At 42.1% G+C, this 17655-nt stretch carries 19 protein-coding genes; 11 read left to right on the top strand and 8 right to left on the bottom strand.

Annotated features, from left to right (window positions below; translation table 11 throughout):
- Positions 1-9: 9 nt before the first annotated feature.
- Positions 10-951, bottom strand: coding sequence for an ADP-ribosylglycohydrolase family protein (locus ACFFRD_RS25060; protein ID WP_012407577.1), 942 nt, complete (start codon positions 949-951; stop codon positions 10-12).
- A 393-nt stretch (positions 952-1344) separates the two neighbouring features.
- On the opposite strand from ACFFRD_RS25060, the gene ACFFRD_RS25055 reads away from it, so the two are divergent.
- Together ACFFRD_RS25055 and sir are read left to right on the top strand one after the other, a co-directional pair.
- Positions 1345-1884 (top strand): outer membrane beta-barrel protein, encoded by a 540-nt coding sequence (locus tag ACFFRD_RS25055; protein ID WP_392478164.1) that lies wholly within the window; start codon positions 1345-1347, stop codon positions 1882-1884.
- A gap of 264 nt (positions 1885-2148) precedes the next feature.
- A complete protein-coding gene (gene sir / locus ACFFRD_RS25050) occupies positions 2149-4065 on the top strand; it encodes a sulfite reductase, ferredoxin dependent (RefSeq protein WP_392478163.1) in 1917 nt (638 codons plus the stop codon).
- A 119-nt stretch (positions 4066-4184) separates the two neighbouring features.
- Here sir and ACFFRD_RS25045 read toward each other — a convergent pair whose 3' ends face one another.
- Complete coding sequence (locus ACFFRD_RS25045) at positions 4185-4895, bottom strand: hypothetical protein (RefSeq protein ID WP_392478162.1); 711 nt, start codon at positions 4893-4895, stop codon at positions 4185-4187.
- Between the two features lie 195 nt (positions 4896-5090).
- Between ACFFRD_RS25045 and ACFFRD_RS25040 the strand changes: the two genes are divergently transcribed.
- The 7 genes from ACFFRD_RS25040 (at position 5091) to ureC (ending at position 10882) form a co-directional block, all read left to right on the top strand.
- Entirely contained in the window at positions 5091-5864 is a 774-nt protein-coding gene (locus ACFFRD_RS25040; protein ID WP_392478160.1) for a 16S rRNA (uracil(1498)-N(3))-methyltransferase, read from the top strand.
- Positions 5865-5932: 68 nt separating this feature from the next.
- Complete coding sequence (locus ACFFRD_RS25035; protein WP_392478158.1) at positions 5933-6997, top strand: tol-pal system YbgF family protein; 1065 nt, start codon at positions 5933-5935, stop codon at positions 6995-6997.
- Between the two features lie 80 nt (positions 6998-7077).
- Complete coding sequence (locus ACFFRD_RS25030; RefSeq protein WP_392478156.1) at positions 7078-7917, top strand: urease accessory protein UreD; 840 nt, start codon at positions 7078-7080, stop codon at positions 7915-7917.
- Positions 7918-7982: 65 nt separating this feature from the next.
- Positions 7983-8285, top strand: a complete 303-nt coding sequence (ureA, locus tag ACFFRD_RS25025; RefSeq protein ID WP_292700464.1) for an urease subunit gamma — start codon at positions 7983-7985, stop codon at positions 8283-8285.
- Between the two features lie 21 nt (positions 8286-8306).
- Entirely contained in the window at positions 8307-8612 is a 306-nt protein-coding gene (locus ACFFRD_RS25020) for an urease subunit beta (RefSeq protein ID WP_392478154.1), read from the top strand.
- An 8-nt stretch (positions 8613-8620) separates the two neighbouring features.
- On the top strand, positions 8621-9157 hold the full coding sequence (locus tag ACFFRD_RS25015) for a DUF1349 domain-containing protein (protein WP_392478153.1): 537 nt from the start codon (positions 8621-8623) through the stop codon (positions 9155-9157).
- Positions 9158-9166: 9 nt separating this feature from the next.
- Positions 9167-10882 (top strand): urease subunit alpha, encoded by a 1716-nt coding sequence (gene ureC, locus ACFFRD_RS25010; protein WP_392478151.1) that lies wholly within the window; start codon positions 9167-9169, stop codon positions 10880-10882.
- Positions 10883-11128: 246 nt separating this feature from the next.
- Here the strand turns inward: ureC and ACFFRD_RS25005 are convergent, their stop codons facing one another.
- The 5 genes from ACFFRD_RS25005 to groES form a co-directional block, all read right to left on the bottom strand.
- Positions 11129-11590, bottom strand: a complete 462-nt coding sequence (locus ACFFRD_RS25005; protein WP_392478149.1) for a transposase family protein — start codon at positions 11588-11590, stop codon at positions 11129-11131.
- Between the two features lie 135 nt (positions 11591-11725).
- Positions 11726-11791, bottom strand: coding sequence for a hypothetical protein (locus ACFFRD_RS25000; protein ID WP_392483162.1), 66 nt, complete (start codon positions 11789-11791; stop codon positions 11726-11728).
- A gap of 187 nt (positions 11792-11978) precedes the next feature.
- Positions 11979-12791 carry an Rpn family recombination-promoting nuclease/putative transposase gene (locus ACFFRD_RS24995; protein WP_392478146.1) on the bottom strand — a complete coding sequence of 271 codons (813 nt, stop codon included), beginning with the start codon at positions 12789-12791 and terminating at the stop codon, positions 11979-11981.
- 82 nt (positions 12792-12873) lie between these two features.
- Entirely contained in the window at positions 12874-14508 is a 1635-nt protein-coding gene (gene groL / locus ACFFRD_RS24990) for a chaperonin GroEL (RefSeq protein ID WP_012407589.1), read from the bottom strand.
- A gap of 130 nt (positions 14509-14638) precedes the next feature.
- Entirely contained in the window at positions 14639-14950 is a 312-nt protein-coding gene (gene groES, locus ACFFRD_RS24985; protein WP_012407590.1) for a co-chaperone GroES, read from the bottom strand.
- 365 nt (positions 14951-15315) lie between these two features.
- On the opposite strand from groES, the gene ACFFRD_RS24980 reads away from it, so the two are divergent.
- Complete coding sequence (locus tag ACFFRD_RS24980) at positions 15316-15777, top strand: ferredoxin (protein ID WP_392478144.1); 462 nt, start codon at positions 15316-15318, stop codon at positions 15775-15777.
- A 329-nt stretch (positions 15778-16106) separates the two neighbouring features.
- Complete coding sequence (locus tag ACFFRD_RS24975; RefSeq protein WP_012407592.1) at positions 16107-16784, top strand: response regulator transcription factor; 678 nt, start codon at positions 16107-16109, stop codon at positions 16782-16784.
- Between the two features lie 77 nt (positions 16785-16861).
- Here the strand turns inward: ACFFRD_RS24975 and ACFFRD_RS24970 are convergent, their stop codons facing one another.
- The gene (locus ACFFRD_RS24970; RefSeq protein WP_114085535.1) at positions 16862-17170 is read right to left on the bottom strand and encodes an NIL domain-containing protein; all 309 of its coding nucleotides are present in this window, start codon (positions 17168-17170) and stop codon (positions 16862-16864) included.
- Positions 17171-17655 lie beyond the last annotated feature (485 nt).

Here is a 17655-nt window from a genome sequence, read left to right as displayed (position 1 = left end):
CCAGTCCCTTCAACTGTAGACAGCCCTTGCAAAACGCTCTGCCAAATAAATAATGTCCTGTCTACGGGCAATTTGGTTCATCCATTTTTGAGGAATATTTTCCACCCCATAATAAATTCCCGCTAATCCACCAGTGACGGCGGCAGTAGTATCGGCATCTCCGCCTAAGTTGACAGCTTTCAGCACCGCCTCAGAATAAGACGAACTATTTAATAAACACCACAGGGATGACTCCAAAGTATCAATCACATAGCCACCAGAATTAATCTCTTCAACTGGTAACTTGGCAATCTCACCACTAAAAATTCTGCCAAAGTGAGGCTTTTCTAACAAAAATTCTCGGACAGAATAAATTGTTTGGATATCTTGCAATGCTTGTAGATAAGCTGTTTGGGGGTCAGCCCCTTCTAGGAGCGCCACTGCAATACTAATATAAATTCCACAGGACATTTGCGATCGCGCATGAGCATGGGTAATCGCTGAAACATCATGCACCCGCGCTAGCAATTCGCCTAAAGTTAAGTTTCGGTGACAATAAGCCATCGGCAAGATTCTCATCAACGAACCATTGCCATTACTATTTTCAACCTTCCCACCCGCCTGATGGGGAACAACTCCCTGTTTCAGACGCATAATTGCTGTGTGGGTAGTTTGACCAATATCAAAGACATCGCCACGGGGAGTCCAGTAAGCCTCCTTGTACCAGCGCCAGAAGGAATTGGCTATGGCATCCAACGAATACCCCCTACAAAGGCATTCTGCTAGGCAAAAGCTTAACGAACTATCATCTGACCAAGTTCCTGGTGGTTGATTCCATGTGCCATAACCCTGCATCGTTGTCACTGGAGATTTTACTCGTTCAGCACGGCTAGTAAACTCCACTGGCACACCCAACGCATCACCGACACATAAACCCATCAAACCAGACAACGTTTTTGCACCGGTTAGCATTATTCAATCTCCACAATAACTGCTCAAAATTAACTTTATAGATTCCCTCTATAGGTTGTTGCAACAGATGCTACAGCCGAGTTTTTCATCCTCTGTGAAAAGCTCGGCAAAAAATGTTAGTCGGATATTTTATTTACACTATTCCGACATAGTTTGAGTTCCAATTATTGTGACAGTTTTAAAAGCGTCTATTTTTGGAACAAAGAACCCAGATGAAAAGACATTGAATGTAATTATAACAGCTTATTTATGATTGGCTGGGATACTTAGCCTGTAACTCTTATGCATCATTAGCAACATTTATTTAATAAAAACTGGGAAACATTTGGAACATTGTTAAATGATTTTCGACTGGGAATATACAAGTAAAAAATAAAAATTTTGATAAAAATTATGAAACGCTTACTCAAGTCTTTCGTGACATTTTCTGCATTGTCTTCTTTAATAGTTGCTCCTCTATTTCTATCAGCTGGTCAAGCTTCTGCTGAAATCAAAAAGGGTACTGATGCTAGTTATGTTGGTGCTGGTGTTGCAGCTGGCGTTACTAGCGGCGGAGAAGGTATCAATGATGCTGCTACATTTGGTGGTAATGTTACAGGTCGCGTGAAATTAGGAACTACGCCATTTTCTGTACGTGGTAATGTTCTCTGGAGTGATAAGACAAGTGCTATCATCCCAGAACTTTCTGTGGATGTGCCTATCGCTAATAAAACTAACGCTTATTTAACTGGCGGTTATTCTTTTGTAGAAAAAGATGGCTCACCAACTCCTATAGGTAACAGAGATTCAGTAGTGCTAGGTGCTGGTGTTGAATCGGAAGTTGCTAACAATTTCCTTGTCTACACTAACGCTAAAGTCGGACTTGGTGCCTACCAAAATAGCGATGCTTCTGCTGTCACCATCAATGGCGGTCTTGGCTATCGCTTCAAATAAAAAATTATTGAGTCCTCGGTCACTCTATACTTTACTTAAGTACTCAGGACTTAGCACGGGTTAAACGCCCCGCTACCGCTAACAAAACTCACTACTCCCAAAAGCTGGTTTTGTTAAGTGTTACATCACTGACAAAGCCGGCTTTTGCCGTGGTAAAATTAAATCATTCCTCATTATTCCGGCCGGATTACCGGGGATCAAGTAGCCGAAGGGTGCTGATTCGGTGTCTACGTAATGCTTTATTGAGAATACTATACAAGTCTAATGGTTAAATCTGCTCCTTCCCCAATCGCTAGCCGTAAGCCTTCCAAAGTAGAAGGAATCAAGGAAAATAGTAATTTTTTGCGTGAACCTGTAGCAACTGAAATTCTTCAAGATACTACCCATTTTACTGAAAATGCGGTGCAGCTTTTGAAGTTTCACGGTTCTTATCAGCAGGATAACCGCGACAACCGCACTAAGGGACAGGAAAAAGATTACCAGTTTATGCTGCGGACAAAAAATCCTGGTGGTTTAGTACCGCCGCAGCTGTATCTGGCTTTAGATAAAATAGCCGATGAGTATGGCAACCACACGTTACGAGCAACTACCCGTCAAGGTTTCCAACTGCACGGTATTTTAAAGAAGAATCTGAAATCAGCGATCGCCACCATTGTCAAGAATCTGGGTTCAACTTTGGGAGCTTGCGGTGACATCAACCGCAACGTCATGGCACCACCAGCCCCCTTTAAGAATCGCCCAGAGTATCAGTATTCTTGGGAGTATGCTCAGAATATTGCCGACTTATTGTCAGCACAGACGGGTGCTTATTATGAAATTTGGCTAGATGGTGAAAAGGCAATTAGTGCTGAAGAAGACCCAGAGGTGAAGGCAGCGCGACAGCGCAACGGGAATGGCACAATTATCCATGACAACGAAGAACCGATTTATGGCACACATTACATGCCCCGCAAGTTTAAAATTTGCGTGACGGTGCCAGGGGATAATTCGGTGGATTTGTATTCCCAAGACCTGACTTTGGTAGTAATTACCAATAAGAAGAAGCAATTAGAAGGATTTAATATTTTTGCTGGTGGTGGCTTAGGCAGAACCCACGGTAAAGAAGAAACTTTCGCTAGGTTAGCAGACCCCATTGGTTATGTGGCAAAGGATGATGTCTACGACATTGTAAAAGCGATTGTTGCTACTCAGAGAGATTATGGCGATCGCACCGACCGTCGTCACGCCAGATTAAAATATCTAATCAACGATTGGGGTTTAGATAAATTCCGTGCCCAAGTTGAAGAATATTTCGGTAAATCAATCGAAGCCTTCAAACCACTGCCAGAGTTTAAATTCCACGACTTCCTCGGCTGGAATGAACAAGGAGATGGGAAGCTCTTCTTAGGAATTTCCATTGACAATGGTCGAGTCAAGGATGAAGGTTCGTTTCAACTGAAAACCGCCTTGCGGGAAATTGTCGAACAGTTCAACTTACCCATCCGCCTGACATCGAACCAAAACGTGATTTTTTACGATATCGAACCAGATAGCAAGGAAGCTATTCAAGACATTCTCAGCCGTCACGGTGTCGGAGATGAACCCAGTAAAATCGAACCTTTAGTGCGGTATGCAATGGCTTGTCCGGCTTTACCCACTTGTGGTTTGGCAATCACGGAATCAGAACGGGCAATACCAGGCATTTTAGAGCGGGTTCGCGCTCTATTGGATAAATTAGGTTTACAAAAAGAACATTTTGTGGTAAGGATGACAGGATGCCCTAACGGTTGCGCTCGTCCCTACTTGGCTGAATTGGCCTTTGTTGGTAGCGCTCCAGAATCTTACCAGTTATGGTTAGGGGGTTCGCCAAATCAGACTCGATTGGCGCAACCTTACACAGAAAAGCTGCATCATAATGATTTAGAAAGTTTCTTAGAGCCGATTTTTGTTTACTTTAAGAAATCTCGGAAATCAAAGGAAAGCTTTGGTGATTTTTGCGATCGCGTTGGTTTTGATGCCATCCGCGAATTTGCAGCTAGCTACGATCCCCAAACAGCCAATGGTGCAAACAAATCGCGCCATCGGGTAAATTTAAAAGAAGAAGTTTATGGCAAGTTAAAGGAAGTAGCAGAAAGCCAAGGTAAGCCGATGACTCAGTTAGTGACTGAAGCGCTAGAGGTTTACTTCCAGAATCTTCCGTAAATAATATCCTCACGTCTACCCTATTATTTATTACCAAATAGGATTCAGTTAAGGGGAGGCAATATTTTTTAGCCTCCCCATTAATTAAGAGATGTCGTGAATAACTTACAAATATGAATCTATGCCTTACCCGTAACTTTTTGTTGCTTTTGGCGCTTCATAATAGAACCTAGACTCACTGCACCGACTGCTAGCAGACCTAACATCGAAGTAGTTTCGGGGACAGATTTTGTGGCACTTCCAGAAATCACAATATTATCTATGTATTGTACTGGTGTCTGTATGCGGCCGTCTTGTAGAGCAGGACGTGTAAATAAGAACCGAATTTCATGTGTTCCAGCAGTAATATTAGACAAACTACTTAGAAGGAAACTGAATTCTGGGATATTAGCATCAATATCAAGAAAGTCATAAGTATCTAAAATAATATTATCGAAAAGTAACTCAACCTTACCTCCGCTTGCATTAGTCCTTTCCTCAAGTACGGATGCTATGTCAGCAGAGATCGTCAAATCTCCCGCCGAGAGATTGACGTTTTGAAAAATGCCGCCTCCTGCGTACTGATTAGTAAAATTAACTTCACCTACGCGAAACCGAGCGCTGTTGCTTGAAATACCATCATTATTTGTATCAAAGGAAATAACGTTTGGAAAACCCGGTCCTAACGTACCATTAGGTGTAGTAAAAGTTGTCCACCCAGTAAGGTCTCCAGTTTCAAAATCTCCATTCATAAGAGGACTTGCAGAAGCTTGCTGAATCGCTACTAAACTCGTAGCCAAGGCTCCTACAGTAGCTAGGGAGAAATTTTTCACTAAACTTGATATAGCCATCAAACTAACTCAATCATAAGGATTTAATTACGATATGTGAAAGTATTAAATACTGAAAATTGCTTATACAAGGATTTTCCTAAACAATTCTTAAAAATTAAAAGACTAAGATATATTTTTACAGTAATTTTATTTACGAATGACCGAAACTCAAGTAACAAAAACTGGTGTTTATTAACTAAAAGCCTCAAACCGATGTCTCAACTGCAAAGAATTGCGATCGCACCCTCCCAATTTCAACAAGGGCAAATTTTACTCACCAAAGAACAACAACATTATTTGGGGCGTGTATTGCGCTTGCGTGAAGGCGATCGCTTTATTGCAATGGATGGTAAAGGAAAATGGTGGTTAGCACAGCTAGCAGGGGAGCAAGCACAGGTTTTAGAATCGCTTTTGGTGGAAACTGAATTACCTGTATCAATTACCTTGATGGTGGCGTTACCCAAAGGCAATGGATTTGATGAAGTTGTGCGGTGTTGTACAGAGTTGGGAGTCACTTGTATTGCACCAGTATTGAGCGATCGCACTTTGCTTGATCCTAGTCCTCAAAAGCTCGAACGCTGGCGGCGCATCGCTGCGGAAGCCGCCGAACAATCAGAGCGCTCTTTTGTGCCAACAATTTTAGAGCCTGTTGCTTTTAATACGGGTTTGTCATTAGTCATTGGTCATTTGTCATTTGCCAACAGTCAGCAATATATCTGTGAAGCGCGTGGTGAGTTTCCCCATTTAAAACATTGCTTACAGCCCAAAGGACATAGGCGCTTCGCCTTCCCGCAGGGTATGACAAGTGACAAAGGACAAGAAACCATTGTTATTGCTACTGGCCCAGAGGGAGGATGGACAACACAAGAAATTGAGAATGCGATCGCATCTGGATTTCAACCTGTTTCCCTTGGTCGCCGCATTCTGAGAGCAGTTACAGCCCCAGTAGTAGCATTATCCTTAATTACCGCAAGTTGTGAAGTATAAATGATTTATAGCTCACGCAAAAGTGATTTTGCGCGAGACATCACTCCATCCTGTATTTAAAGTAAGTGATGATTGAGCAAGTTGCGATCGCCTTTGACCATAAAGACTATCAAACAGCTGCCAAATTACTCAAACAGCTGCTAATAGAATCACCAGACAATCCTTGGGTGCAATTTTATCTTGGTCGCTTGCATGAAGTATCTGGAAAGCATCAGGATGCGGACAAAATTTATCGGCAACTGCTGCAAGATACGACAAATACCAAAATAGTGTCGCTAGCACGTCAAGGTTTGCAACGACTGCAAGAAATTGAGATTGAACAAAGACAAAGAGCCATTTCCCAAGCAAAATCTGAACCTAATAACACTGAACTTGGCGTACTAGTTTTAGAGCCACTCAGTAACGAGATGAAAACGGACGCATCTCGAAAATTTGCCCAGATTATGCAGCTAGATCCCTATAGCGCACGGCTATTAATGCCAAGTCGTGGCTGGAGATTGTACCGTACTGGACAAGTGGGAGAACTAAAATTTTACGGCAAACAGTTACAGCAGGCTGGTATTCCTTGCTTTTGGGCAACAATAGCTCAAATTCAGCAAATTCAAGTTTATCAAGTCAAACATTTTCAAGAATCTACCCCACAAGCTACTGTTGTTTGCTGTAATGACACAAATCAACTCGGTTCTCTCACCTTTGACTGGTCAGAAGTGACAGCCAGAGTAGTGGGACTATTGCCCATTTTTGAACAAGTTGTAGATGTTGATGCCCGCCGTAAACTGGAATGGAAAACTCAAACACAAGACTATGCTCAGTTTTGTGATTTACACTTACCTGGTAGACGTTGCATTCTCCGATTCTATGATAACGGCTATGAATTCCAGCAAGGTTTAAAAATCATTCCCCAAGCTAGCCAAAATACAATCAGAATTAATTGGAATAGTTTATCAAGTTGGATTGACCAGCAACTACCTCAAGTTAAAATTTGGTCAGATTTCACATCATTTGCAGATACAACATTAGACCAAACAGAAATGTTAGGTCATATCAAGTCACATATTCATTTGTTTCGCAGGGAACAGACTAATTGGGATTCAGCTTTTCATTTATATAGTGGACTGGTGTTTCTTAAATAAAATGATAAATTGCAGGTCAAACACTGGCATAGTGAATTAATGAAATGTAATCCACCTGAAACTTAATGTTTACTTCATAAATGACCTGTAACTCACAAATAGCAGAAGGTTGGCATGGAAAACTTAATTTAGTCTATGCCAATCGCCAGGGCGCAACCCAGTTAATTTACAATCACCAGCAAGCGCCCCTGAAGGTACAACGCCCATTTTATCCAGAAGGGGAAAAAGTTTGTCATAGCGTAATTTTACATACAGCTGGGGGAATGGTAGGAGGCGATCGCTTATCCTCTAACATCCACCTCCAACCCCAAGCCCAAGCCTTAATTACTACAGCTGCTGCAAGTAAGATATATCGCAGTAATGGGCTACAAGCTAGGCAAACCATCCAGATGCAAGTTGATCCTGGTGCTTGTTTGGAGTGGTTGCCACAAGAGACAATTTTATTTAATGACGCGATTTATCGGCAAGATTTACGGGTAGAATTAGCAACCGGGGCCAGTTGGTTAGGCTGGGAAATTACCCGGTTTGGTCGCAGTGCTAGAGGAGAAAAATTTTACCTTGGAGAATGGCGATCGCACACAGAAATTTGGCAGCAAGGCGTTCCTTTATGGATTGATCGGCAATGCTTACACGGTAGCGAAGACATTTTCCACAGTCCCCACGGCTTGGCTGGAAAACCAATAGTAGGTAGTCTAGTTTGGGTTGGTGGTGCAGTTTCAGCAGAAATTGTCGAAAAAACACGAAGTTTATGGAATGGGGAAGGAGAAGTGGGTGCTAGCCGATTACAACATGGATTATTGTGCCGATATCGCGGTTCTTCTACTTCTGAGGTGAGAAACTGGTTTATTAATGTTTGGCAGATGCTGCGAGTTTCTTTTTTGAATCGTGGTAATTGTATACCAAGAGTTTGGCAAGTTTAAACGTAGACGCGTAGCGGCTTGCCGGAGGCTACCGCAGAGGCGCAGAGAACACAGAGGAGATAATAATGCAACTTACGCCGCAGGAAAAAGATAAGTTATTAATTTTTACTGCTGCTTTATTAGCAGAAAGACGGAAAGGAAGGGGGCTAAAACTTAATTATCCTGAAGCAGTTGCTTATATTTCTGCTGCCATCTTAGAAGGAGCGAGAGATGGGCAAACTGTAGCTGAATTAATGAGTTATGGTACAACGCTATTAACGCGAGATGATGTCATGGAAGGGATATCAGAAATGGTACATGATGTGCAAGTTGAAGCAACTTTTCCTGATGGCACAAAGTTAGTGACAGTACATAATCCAATTCGTTAATTTTGTAAGTTTGAATTTATTATGATTCCTGGGGAAATTATCACACTAGCAGGTGAAATTGAACTAAATGTTGGTCGTCCAACAATAAAATTACAAGTTTCAAATACAGGCGATCGTCCCATACAAGTAGGTTCCCATTATCACTTTTATGAAGTTAACACCGCCTTAAACTTTGACAGAGAACAAACCAGAGGAATGCGTCTCGATATCCCTGCCGGAACCGCAGTCCGCTTTGAACCAGGCGACGAAAAAGAAATAACTCTAATCCCCCTCGTTGGTACTCGTCAAGTCTACGGTTTCAACGCCAAAATTAACGGTTCTCTGTAGCTATGAAAATGGAATGGTACAATGAACCGCCTCTTTGGGAAGTTAAAGATGAAGCAATCGCTATCACTTCCGGCGCAAAAACAGATTTCTGGCGGGAAACTCACTACGGTTTTATTAGAGATAATGGTCACTTTTTTTATCAAAAGATTCAAGGTGACTTTGTTGCCGAAGTGAAAATCACTGGACAATATCAGGATTTATACGATCAAGCGGGCCTGATGGTACGTTTAGATAAGCTGAATTGGTTGAAATGTGGCATTGAATTTGTCAACGGCGTGCAACAAGTTAGCGCAGTAGTAACACGTAATTACTCGGATTGGTCTGTTATTCCAATGCCGCAAAATCCGTCTGCAATTTGGGTGCGTGTAACTCGACGCGGCACAGCAATAGAGGTGGAATACTCTTTGAATGGAACTGAATATACAATGCTGCGGCTCGCTTATTTGACTCCAGCAGAAACAGTAAGTGTAGGTGTAATGTGTGCCTCACCTGAAGGGAATGGTTTTCAGATGAGGTTTGAAAAATTCCAAATTCGCAGTTTGTGAGGAATAGTTATGAGTTACAGAATGGATCGCCGCGCCTACGCCGAAACTTATGGCCCAACAGTAGGCGATCGCATCCGGCTTGCAGACACAGAATTATTTATTGAAGTTGAACAAGATTTCACCACCTATGGCGATGAAGTGAAATTTGGCGGCGGTAAAGTTATCAGAGATGGAATGGGACAATCCCCCATTTCTAACGCTGATGGTGCTGTAGATTTAGTAATTACTAATGCCTTAATTCTCGATTGGTGGGGAATCGTCAAAGCGGATATAGGTATTAAAGATGGCAAGATTTTCAAAATTGGTAAAGCCGGAAATCCTTATATTCAAGACAATGTAGATATTATTATCGGCCCCGGAACCGAAGCTTTAGCTGGTGAAGGAATGATTCTCACTGCTGGCGGTATTGATGCCCATATTCATTTTATTTGCCCGCAACAGATTGAAGTTGCGATCGCTTCTGGGATTACCACCATGATTGGCGGTGGTACTGGCCCAGCTACGGGTACAAATGCCACTACCTGCACCCCCGGCCCTTGGAATATTTACCGGATGCTGCAAGCGGCTGATGCTTTTCCCGTCAACTTAGGATTTTTGGGTAAAGGTAACGCCAGTCAACCCCAAGGACTTGTAGAACAAGTAGCCGCCGGTGCAATGGGGTTAAAACTCCATGAAGACTGGGGAACCACACCCGCAGCAATTGATACTTGTCTCAGCGTTGCCGATGAATATGATGTGCAAGTAGCGATTCATACTGATACCCTGAACGAAGCCGGATTTGTGGAAGATACGATCGCAGCTTTCAAAAATCGTGTCATCCATACTTACCACACCGAAGGCGCAGGCGGCGGACACGCACCAGATATCATCAAAGTTTGCGGTCAAGCCAACGTTTTACCATCTTCCACTAATCCCACACGCCCTTACACCCTCAACACCTTAGATGAACACCTCGATATGTTGATGGTATGCCATCACCTCGATCCTGCGATCGCTGAAGATGTCGCTTTTGCCGAGTCTCGCATCCGCCGAGAAACCATTGCCGCCGAAGATATTTTGCACGACTTAGGCGCATTTAGCATGATTTCCTCCGACTCTCAGGCAATGGGAAGGGTAGGCGAAGTGATAATTCGCACCTGGCAGACATCTCACAAAATGAAGGTGCAGAGGGGAATTCTTAACCCACAGGGAGACGAGCAAAAAGCAGATAATTTTCGGGCAAAAAGATATGTTGCTAAGTATACAATTAACCCTGCGATCGCTCACGGAATTGCTCAATATGTAGGTTCAGTGGAAGAGGGGAAATTAGCAGATTTATGTTTGTGGCATCCCGCGTTTTTTGGCGTTAAGCCAGAGATAGTGATTAAAGGTGGAATGATTGCATGGTCACAAATGGGCGATGCTAACGCCAGTATTCCCACACCGCAACCAGTTTATATGCGCCCAATGTTTGGTAGTTTTGCAGGGGCGCGTCATGCCACATCATTAACTTTTGTTTCACAATCAGCTTTAGAGAACGAAATTCCTAGCCAGCTAGGTTTACAAAAGGCAGCAGTAGCAGTTTCTGGAACACGCCAATTGAGCAAGCGTGACATGAAGCTGAATGATGCACTACCCCACATTGAAGTAGATCCAGAAACATACCAAGTCAGGGCAGATGGTGAGTTGCTGATTTGTGAACCTGCAACAGTTTTACCAATGGCACAGAAGTACTTTTTGTTTTAGTTCATAAGCGAGCAACTTACTGATTACAATTGCTAAATCGATGCGTCAATTTCTTCAAAATGCTGATTAGACTTATCCGTAAATCTGAAGTGCTTGCTGTACAATGGTTTTAGCGATTTTAATGGATTGCGATCGCAAGCGCTTTGTAGACGCAACAATAAGGCTTTAGGGGAATTAATCAAGCTAATTTATCAGTTAGCAAGGAAAAGATAGAAAGAGTAAAATTTTATTCTCTCCCCGATAAACTCAATTATCAACAGATAAAAACCATGAGCAATTAAGTCGCAATCTCACAAGTCCACATACTGCCATTATTACCTGATTATAGCGATGACGAGATAAACGAAATTTCTCACTCGCTACTCGAAATATTTTCACTCGACACATCATGTGTTCGACACCAATTCTCCGTGAAGATAATTGTTTATTCTCTTCTTTTTGTAGTTGTGAAATCTCTGATTTTTTTGGTTTTTTATATGGTGTAGTAATTGCATTATCTCCGATATCGGCTTTGTCACCAATAAACTTTTGTTCAACATTGAATTTATGCCGTGTTTCTCGAAATAAACCTATATCGCTTGTTTTACCTAATTTACCAACATATACATCAACAATATCTTCTCCCTTTGGCAGCACAATAAACTGATTTTTTAGAGTGTGCATTTTTTTCTTACCAGAATAATATTGTTTCTGGTTTTGGTAGTCCATAGGTCTTTCTATGGCTTGCTCTGCGCTATCTACAATTAATTCGTATTCACCAAGTATTTTACGTAAATATTGATACTTTTTGTTATCTTTTTCTACTTCTTCTATTTGAGAAGCTGGTAAAACTTCTCTTAAAATTTATACCCAATAATTAAATGTGTCATTAGCTTTTGTTTTGGAAATGTCAAAGAGTAAACCTAATATTTCAAAAATTGGTTTTTGTCTAAGATAAATTAGGCATAAGCAGATCCCTTATGCATGAAGATATCTCCGGTTTTCGTCCACCCCCGGGGGCGATAATACGAGTTTTATTTCTTTCGATTTCTGCGCGTTTTTCTAAAAATATCTTGATAAATTGCAGACTATTTAATAATATCCTTCTGTAAAAATTTTAGTCTCTCTCCTGCTGCTCTAACCAAGCTACCAAATCAGCAACTTCCGAAAAATCCAACAATGCCTCTCCCAAATCTTCTAACTGTTCAGCAGATAAATTCCTAACCTGCTCAACTAATGATCCATCAATATCACCAAAACGCCGTTTAAGTAGACGACTTATTAATTTAAACGCTTCCTTTTGAACAATATCTTGATAAATTACAGACTCTCTCATAATATCCTCCCGTAAAAATTGCCGAACAAAATCCTTGTCAAACCGCAAACCCGCCAGAATTTCTACACAACCCGCAATATTTTGTCGCTCCTCCCTATCTGGAATTGTAGCGACTTGTTCAGCCACTTGTGCCAGCAAACTTTGCGGCGAGTCAGTTCGCGTCAAACTTGCTAAAGGTAACAGCGCCGGATTAACTAAAAATAGTGTTGAATCTTGCTCCCAAAGACGAACAACCTGATATTGGTGAATCGTCGTGTTGTCCCGATATTCTTCAGTAAAAGCCATTTCATTAGTAGTTTCCTGCAAAAAGATTAGCACTTGCACTACAGGACAACGGTATTGGCGCTTCAACCTCACAGAATAATCGAGCATTCGGAAATTAAGCGCCGGATTAGATTTCGCCAAAGTTTGAAATTCAATGTGCAAAATTTGGTTAGCTGCTTGCAAAAATGTCACAGAATCTGCACGAATTGGTTCAAGCGTAAGTTCCGTTTTTAATACTTCAATTTGTTGCACTTCTACCCCAAGCAACCAACGGACAAAATCAGCAGGGTACTGTTCAGCTAAATATTTACAAGCGTTGTCGTAACTCACCCTCTTCCTCTTCTCCTGACACAAAAAAACAGCCGCATCCATCAGGAAGCAGCTGTTTTTCAACTTATGTAACTACAAAGTATTAGTAATCGAAGTCGCCGCCACCAGCACCAGCGCCAGCAGGAGCGCCATCTTTTGGTTCAGGCTTGTCAACTATAATACATTCGGTTGTCAACACCATACCAGCGATGGATGCAGCGTTTTGCAGAGCAGAACGAGTCACTTTAGCAGGGTCAACAATACCAGCAGCTAACAAATCGACGAATTCGTTTGTTGCAGCATTGTAGCCAACATTGAATTCTTTCTCTTTAACGCGTTCAGCGATCACAGCACCATTCTGACCAGCGTTTTCAGCAATCCGCTTCAGAGGTGCAGGTAAGGCGCGAACAACAATCAAAGCACCAATCAACTCTTCATCTTTAAGATTGCTCTTCGCCCAAACTTCCAATTCAGGAGCAAGGTGAGCCAGAGTTGTACCACCGCCAGGAACGATACCTTCTTCCACAGCAGCTTTGGTGGCGTTGATAGCGTCTTCTAGGCGCAGTTTCTTGTCTTTCATTTCGGTTTCAGTCGCTGCACCAACTTTCACGACAGCGACACCACCAGAGAGTTTAGCAAGACGCTCTTGTAATTTCTCTTTGTCGTAAGAAGATTCGGTTTCATCGATTTGACGACGAATCTGTTCTACACGAGCCTTAACAGCAGCTTCGTTACCTTCGGCAACAATTGTGGTGCTATCTTTGGTAATGGTGATCCGGCGAGCTTTACCCAGGCTATCCAGCTTGGTGTTATCTAGCTTCAAACCAGCATCTTCGGTAATTAGTTGACCACCAGTTAAAACAGCGATGTCTTCTAGTAGTGCTTTGCGGCGATCGCCAAAACCAGGAGCCTTAACAGCAGCCACGTTGAGTACACCGCGCAAACGGTTTACTACTAAGGTTGCCAAAGCTTCTTTTTCAATATCTTCGGCGATAATTACCAAAGGACGACCAGCACGAGCTACTTGCTCTAACACTGGTACGAGGTCTTGTACCAAAGCGATTTTCTTATCGGTCAGCAGTATGAAAGGCTCATCAAAAACTGCTTCCATCCGCTCAGGGTCAGTAGCGAAATAAGGAGAGATGTAGCCTTTATCAAAGCGCATCCCTTCAGTGATTTCCAACTCGGTAAACATAGATTTCCCTTCTTCTAGGGAAATTACGCCTTCCTTACCCACCTTGTCCATTGCTTGGGCAATCATCTGACCGACTTCTTCGTCATTACCAGCCGAGATTGCACCAACTTGGGCAATAGCTTTGGAATCTTCCACTGGACGGGCGTGTTCTTTGATTTTGTCTACCAAAAAGGCAGTAGCTTTATCAATACCACGCTTCAGGGAAATTGCGTTAGCACCAGCTGCAACGTTCCGCAAGCCTTCTTTGACGATCGCATGAGCTAAAACGGTAGCAGTTGTGGTGCCATCGCCCGCAGCATCATTGGTCTTAGAAGCAGCTTGACGAATCAAAGCTACGCCAGTGTTTTCAATATGGTCTTCTAATTCGATTTCTTTAGCGATCGTTACACCGTCATTAACAATTTGCGGTGCGCCAAATTTCTTTTCTAGGACTACGTTACGACCTTTGGGGCCAAGGGTAACAGCTACAGCCTCAGCCAGGATGTCAATGCCTCGTTCTAAGGCGCGACGGGCGTTTTCGTTGTAGATAATGCGCTTTGCCATAATTGTTTTAGTTGTCCTTTGTCATTTGTCTTTTGTTCTACCCTTCGGGAAGCCGCCCGAGGGCGTCTACGTCATTTGTCATTTGTCTTTTGTCATTGGCTAATGACTAATGACTAATGACTAATGACCACTAAATAACGACTGCTAAAATATCTTTTTCAGAAAGCAGTACATATTCTTCGGTGCCGAGCTTGATGTCAGTGCCAGCGTACTTGGAGTACAACACTTTATCGCCGACTTTAATTTCCAATTCCTGACGGCTACCGTCTTCGTTACGCTTGCCAGGGCCAAGGGCAACTACTTCCCCTACCTGGGGCTTTTCCTTGGCGGTATCGGGCAAATACAGACCACCTGCGGTCTTTTCCTCTGAGGCGTTCACTTTTACGAAAACGCGATCGCTCAAAGGTTTAACTGTAGAAACGCTTAAAGATAAGGCTGCCATAATTATTTTCTCCAGAGATTAGCACTCTCAACCCCTGAGTGCTAATTTACCTAAAATTGGCATCCAATGGCAAGAATTGCTTGAGTACGGGTTCCCGAACTAGAAGAGCGTTGATGTACTTAAGTATTAATGCCTAATTATTTATATCCTTCGGGTTCTGCTCTGTAAGTTACGTATATTTTTATATGGTCATAGGGAGTCGGGAGTAGTGAAGAGTTTTCCCAATGCCCAATACTTATATTTGAGAGACTCTGCTCAGTACAAGTTGCCCAATGCCCCATTCTCTTCTCAGTCAACTTTATTTGCAAAGCTGGGAAATTGTTATAGAACTGTAATCAGGGAGCTGCTCGATAAGTAACAATACAGTGATCCAGTCAAGCCATCAAATCCCCAAAGCCACTAAATTTCTAGTAGAATATAATGCCCTGAGTAATTGTGTAGAAAGTTTTGGACTTGCAAAAATTCAGCGACACATTTTTATTTGCGCTGACCAGACAATTGCTAATTGCTGCTCAAAACGAGCTAGTCTGGAATCCTGGGAATACTTAAAAGAGCGACTTAAAGAGTTAAAACTTGATGAGTCGCAACAGAATTATTCCTTATGCGTCTACAGAACTAAAGCCAACTGCTTGCGCGTTTGTTGTTCTAGACCCATAATGGTGGTTTACCTTGATGGTGTCTGGTATCGCCAAGCAAACCTGGAAGTTATTGAGCGGATCATCCAAGAACACTTAATAGGCAATAAGGTGGTAAAAGAATATGCGTTTTTCAACCATCCTTTGCCAGAAACTTCCCTAGTTTCTTGTGAACACCTCATAGAGGCTTAACAACCGAAGGATATGGAACAGCAGTAAGCTTTAAGAAAGTGCGGGTTGGTTTTGAGGTAGGGTCATCTTTAAGCCAATACTTACTTGTGAGTCAGAAGGATTATTATTTAATCAGTGTTTTTTCGCCCGCCACTTTCAATGCGATATATAATAGCGCATTATAGATACTACTGCTATACGTATCCTTGCTGGACTTTTGCTATCGAGCTATTAGTCTCTTGAAAATGCTCGGCATTTTTGAGACTTCGAGACAGCAAAGGCAAGTTAAGTAGGAAAAAGGACAACATCTCAAAATAACCCACCATAGAGGATAAATATTCAAGACTTTGATGGACCGAAGCGCGACAAGTGCCACTGCTATGAAAGAGCCCAGCATGAAAGATCACAAACGACTTCTATTGATTGATGATGACCCTAACCTCATCTTGCTGGTGAAGGATTACTTAGAATTCCGGGGATACGAAGTCATCACCGCCGAAAATGGACGTGAAGCTCTGGAAATTTTAGAGCAAGATGTTCCAGACATGATTATCTGCGATGTGATGATGCCGGAAATGGACGGATATACTTTTGTGGAACAAGTCCGGCAAAACGAACGCACCAGTTGGATTCCGGTTCTTTTCCTTTCAGCTAAGGGACAAAGCGCAGACCGAGTTAAGGGTCTGAATAAAGGTGCTGATGTTTATATGGTCAAGCCCTTTGAACCAGAAGAACTCGTAGCCCAAGTTGAATCCTCGCTGAAACAAACTATCCGTTGGAAAGAACACCAAGCAAAAGGAGGCGAAAATGGTTCCCGCATCCAGGTTCCCTTCGATGTGCAATTAACCCCAACAGAACTGAAAGTAGTCCAGTTTGTCGCTAGGGGTTTAGCTAACCGGGAAATTGCTGAAGAACTAAATGTTAGTCAGCGCACAGTTGAAAGCCATGTGTCCAATATGTTGGGCAAAACCAATCTCCATAACCGCACTGAACTAGCGCGGTGGGCGATTGAAAATCAAATGGCCTAAAATCAGTAACGAGTGCTGAGTGCTGAGTGCTGAGTGTTTTTGACTCAGCACTCATAACTCAGGACTGAGAACTCAATTTACCAACCATCTTCTTCAGGGCTGGATTGGTGCAAAACTTCTAAATCCAGTTCATCCAGGTAAGTTAGGGCACTTTCAATCTGAGAAACAGTACCTCGCAGTTCCAGATCGAAGCAGCTATATTGTGGCACGTTTGCGCTTACCTGAGCATCAGCAATAATAACTGTGATCCCATAGTGAGAAACCAGTCGTGAAATGACTGGTTCCTCATGCAAGTCTTTAGGAATACGAACCTGGATGCGAGTTTGGGTGCGTCTATTATCTAAAATATCTGTATTAGATTTTACTTCTTTATTTGGAATTGCCATTCTAGCTTCCTACTCGACTTCTGGGATGAGGGTTTTAGTTTGCACGATTTCTTTTAACACTAGCGTCACTTATCCCACGCAGGCAAGCAAGAAAGTATTTACCTTTGCAAACTATTAATCTACATATAGTCAATGTAAAGAATTGCTCATAATTCGGTAGTTATGAAGTTAATTGTTATTCTATAGTGGTTTTCGAGCAGATTGAATATAGCGTTTTGTAGGGTTACAACAATTGTTGTAACCCTAATTTATTTATGTATAAAAAAATATTATTGCAGGGAGGTATCCTAAGTATTATATGTTACTTTTTCAGAGTTTTAGGGAACTCTATTACTAGAAATTACGAGCCATAATTCAATTAGCTTGTAGCTATCTGCTAAAAAGGTAAGTAAAGTAGTTTTTAAAACACATTTATATAAATTTATTAGTAAACAATTTTCTTTGGAGGAAGTTTACTTAAGAGAACTATCTAAAAAACTATACCA

The organism is Nostoc sp. C110 (genome assembly GCF_043099725.1).
GTDB lineage: Bacteria > Cyanobacteriota > Cyanobacteriia > Cyanobacteriales > Nostocaceae > Nostoc > Nostoc muscorum_A.
This window is presented reverse-complemented; position numbering and strand designations above follow the sequence as displayed.

Coding starts and splice junctions, on each gene's coding strand:
- ACFFRD_RS25060 (WP_012407577.1), bottom strand. CDS start 951: ATGCTAACCGGTGCAAAAACGTTGTCTGGTTTGATGGGTTTATGTGTC.
- ACFFRD_RS25020 (WP_392478154.1), top strand. CDS start 8,307: ATGATTCCTGGGGAAATTATCACACTAGCAGGTGAAATTGAACTAAAT.
- ACFFRD_RS25055 (WP_392478164.1), top strand. CDS start 1,345: ATGAAACGCTTACTCAAGTCTTTCGTGACATTTTCTGCATTGTCTTCT.
- ACFFRD_RS25015 (WP_392478153.1), top strand. CDS start 8,621: ATGGAATGGTACAATGAACCGCCTCTTTGGGAAGTTAAAGATGAAGCA.
- ACFFRD_RS25030 (WP_392478156.1), top strand. CDS start 7,078: ATGACCTGTAACTCACAAATAGCAGAAGGTTGGCATGGAAAACTTAAT.
- ACFFRD_RS25035 (WP_392478158.1), top strand. CDS start 5,933: ATGATTGAGCAAGTTGCGATCGCCTTTGACCATAAAGACTATCAAACA.
- ureA (WP_292700464.1), top strand. CDS start 7,983: ATGCAACTTACGCCGCAGGAAAAAGATAAGTTATTAATTTTTACTGCT.
- ureC (WP_392478151.1), top strand. CDS start 9,167: ATGAGTTACAGAATGGATCGCCGCGCCTACGCCGAAACTTATGGCCCA.
- ACFFRD_RS25005 (WP_392478149.1), bottom strand. CDS start 11,590: ATGGACTACCAAAACCAGAAACAATATTATTCTGGTAAGAAAAAAATG.
- groL (WP_012407589.1), bottom strand. CDS start 14,508: ATGGCAAAGCGCATTATCTACAACGAAAACGCCCGTCGCGCCTTAGAA.
- groES (WP_012407590.1), bottom strand. CDS start 14,950: ATGGCAGCCTTATCTTTAAGCGTTTCTACAGTTAAACCTTTGAGCGAT.
- sir (WP_392478163.1), top strand. CDS start 2,149: ATGGTTAAATCTGCTCCTTCCCCAATCGCTAGCCGTAAGCCTTCCAAA.
- ACFFRD_RS25045 (WP_392478162.1), bottom strand. CDS start 4,895: ATGGCTATATCAAGTTTAGTGAAAAATTTCTCCCTAGCTACTGTAGGA.
- ACFFRD_RS24970 (WP_114085535.1), bottom strand. CDS start 17,170: ATGGCAATTCCAAATAAAGAAGTAAAATCTAATACAGATATTTTAGAT.
- ACFFRD_RS24975 (WP_012407592.1), top strand. CDS start 16,107: ATGGACCGAAGCGCGACAAGTGCCACTGCTATGAAAGAGCCCAGCATG.
- ACFFRD_RS25040 (WP_392478160.1), top strand. CDS start 5,091: ATGTCTCAACTGCAAAGAATTGCGATCGCACCCTCCCAATTTCAACAA.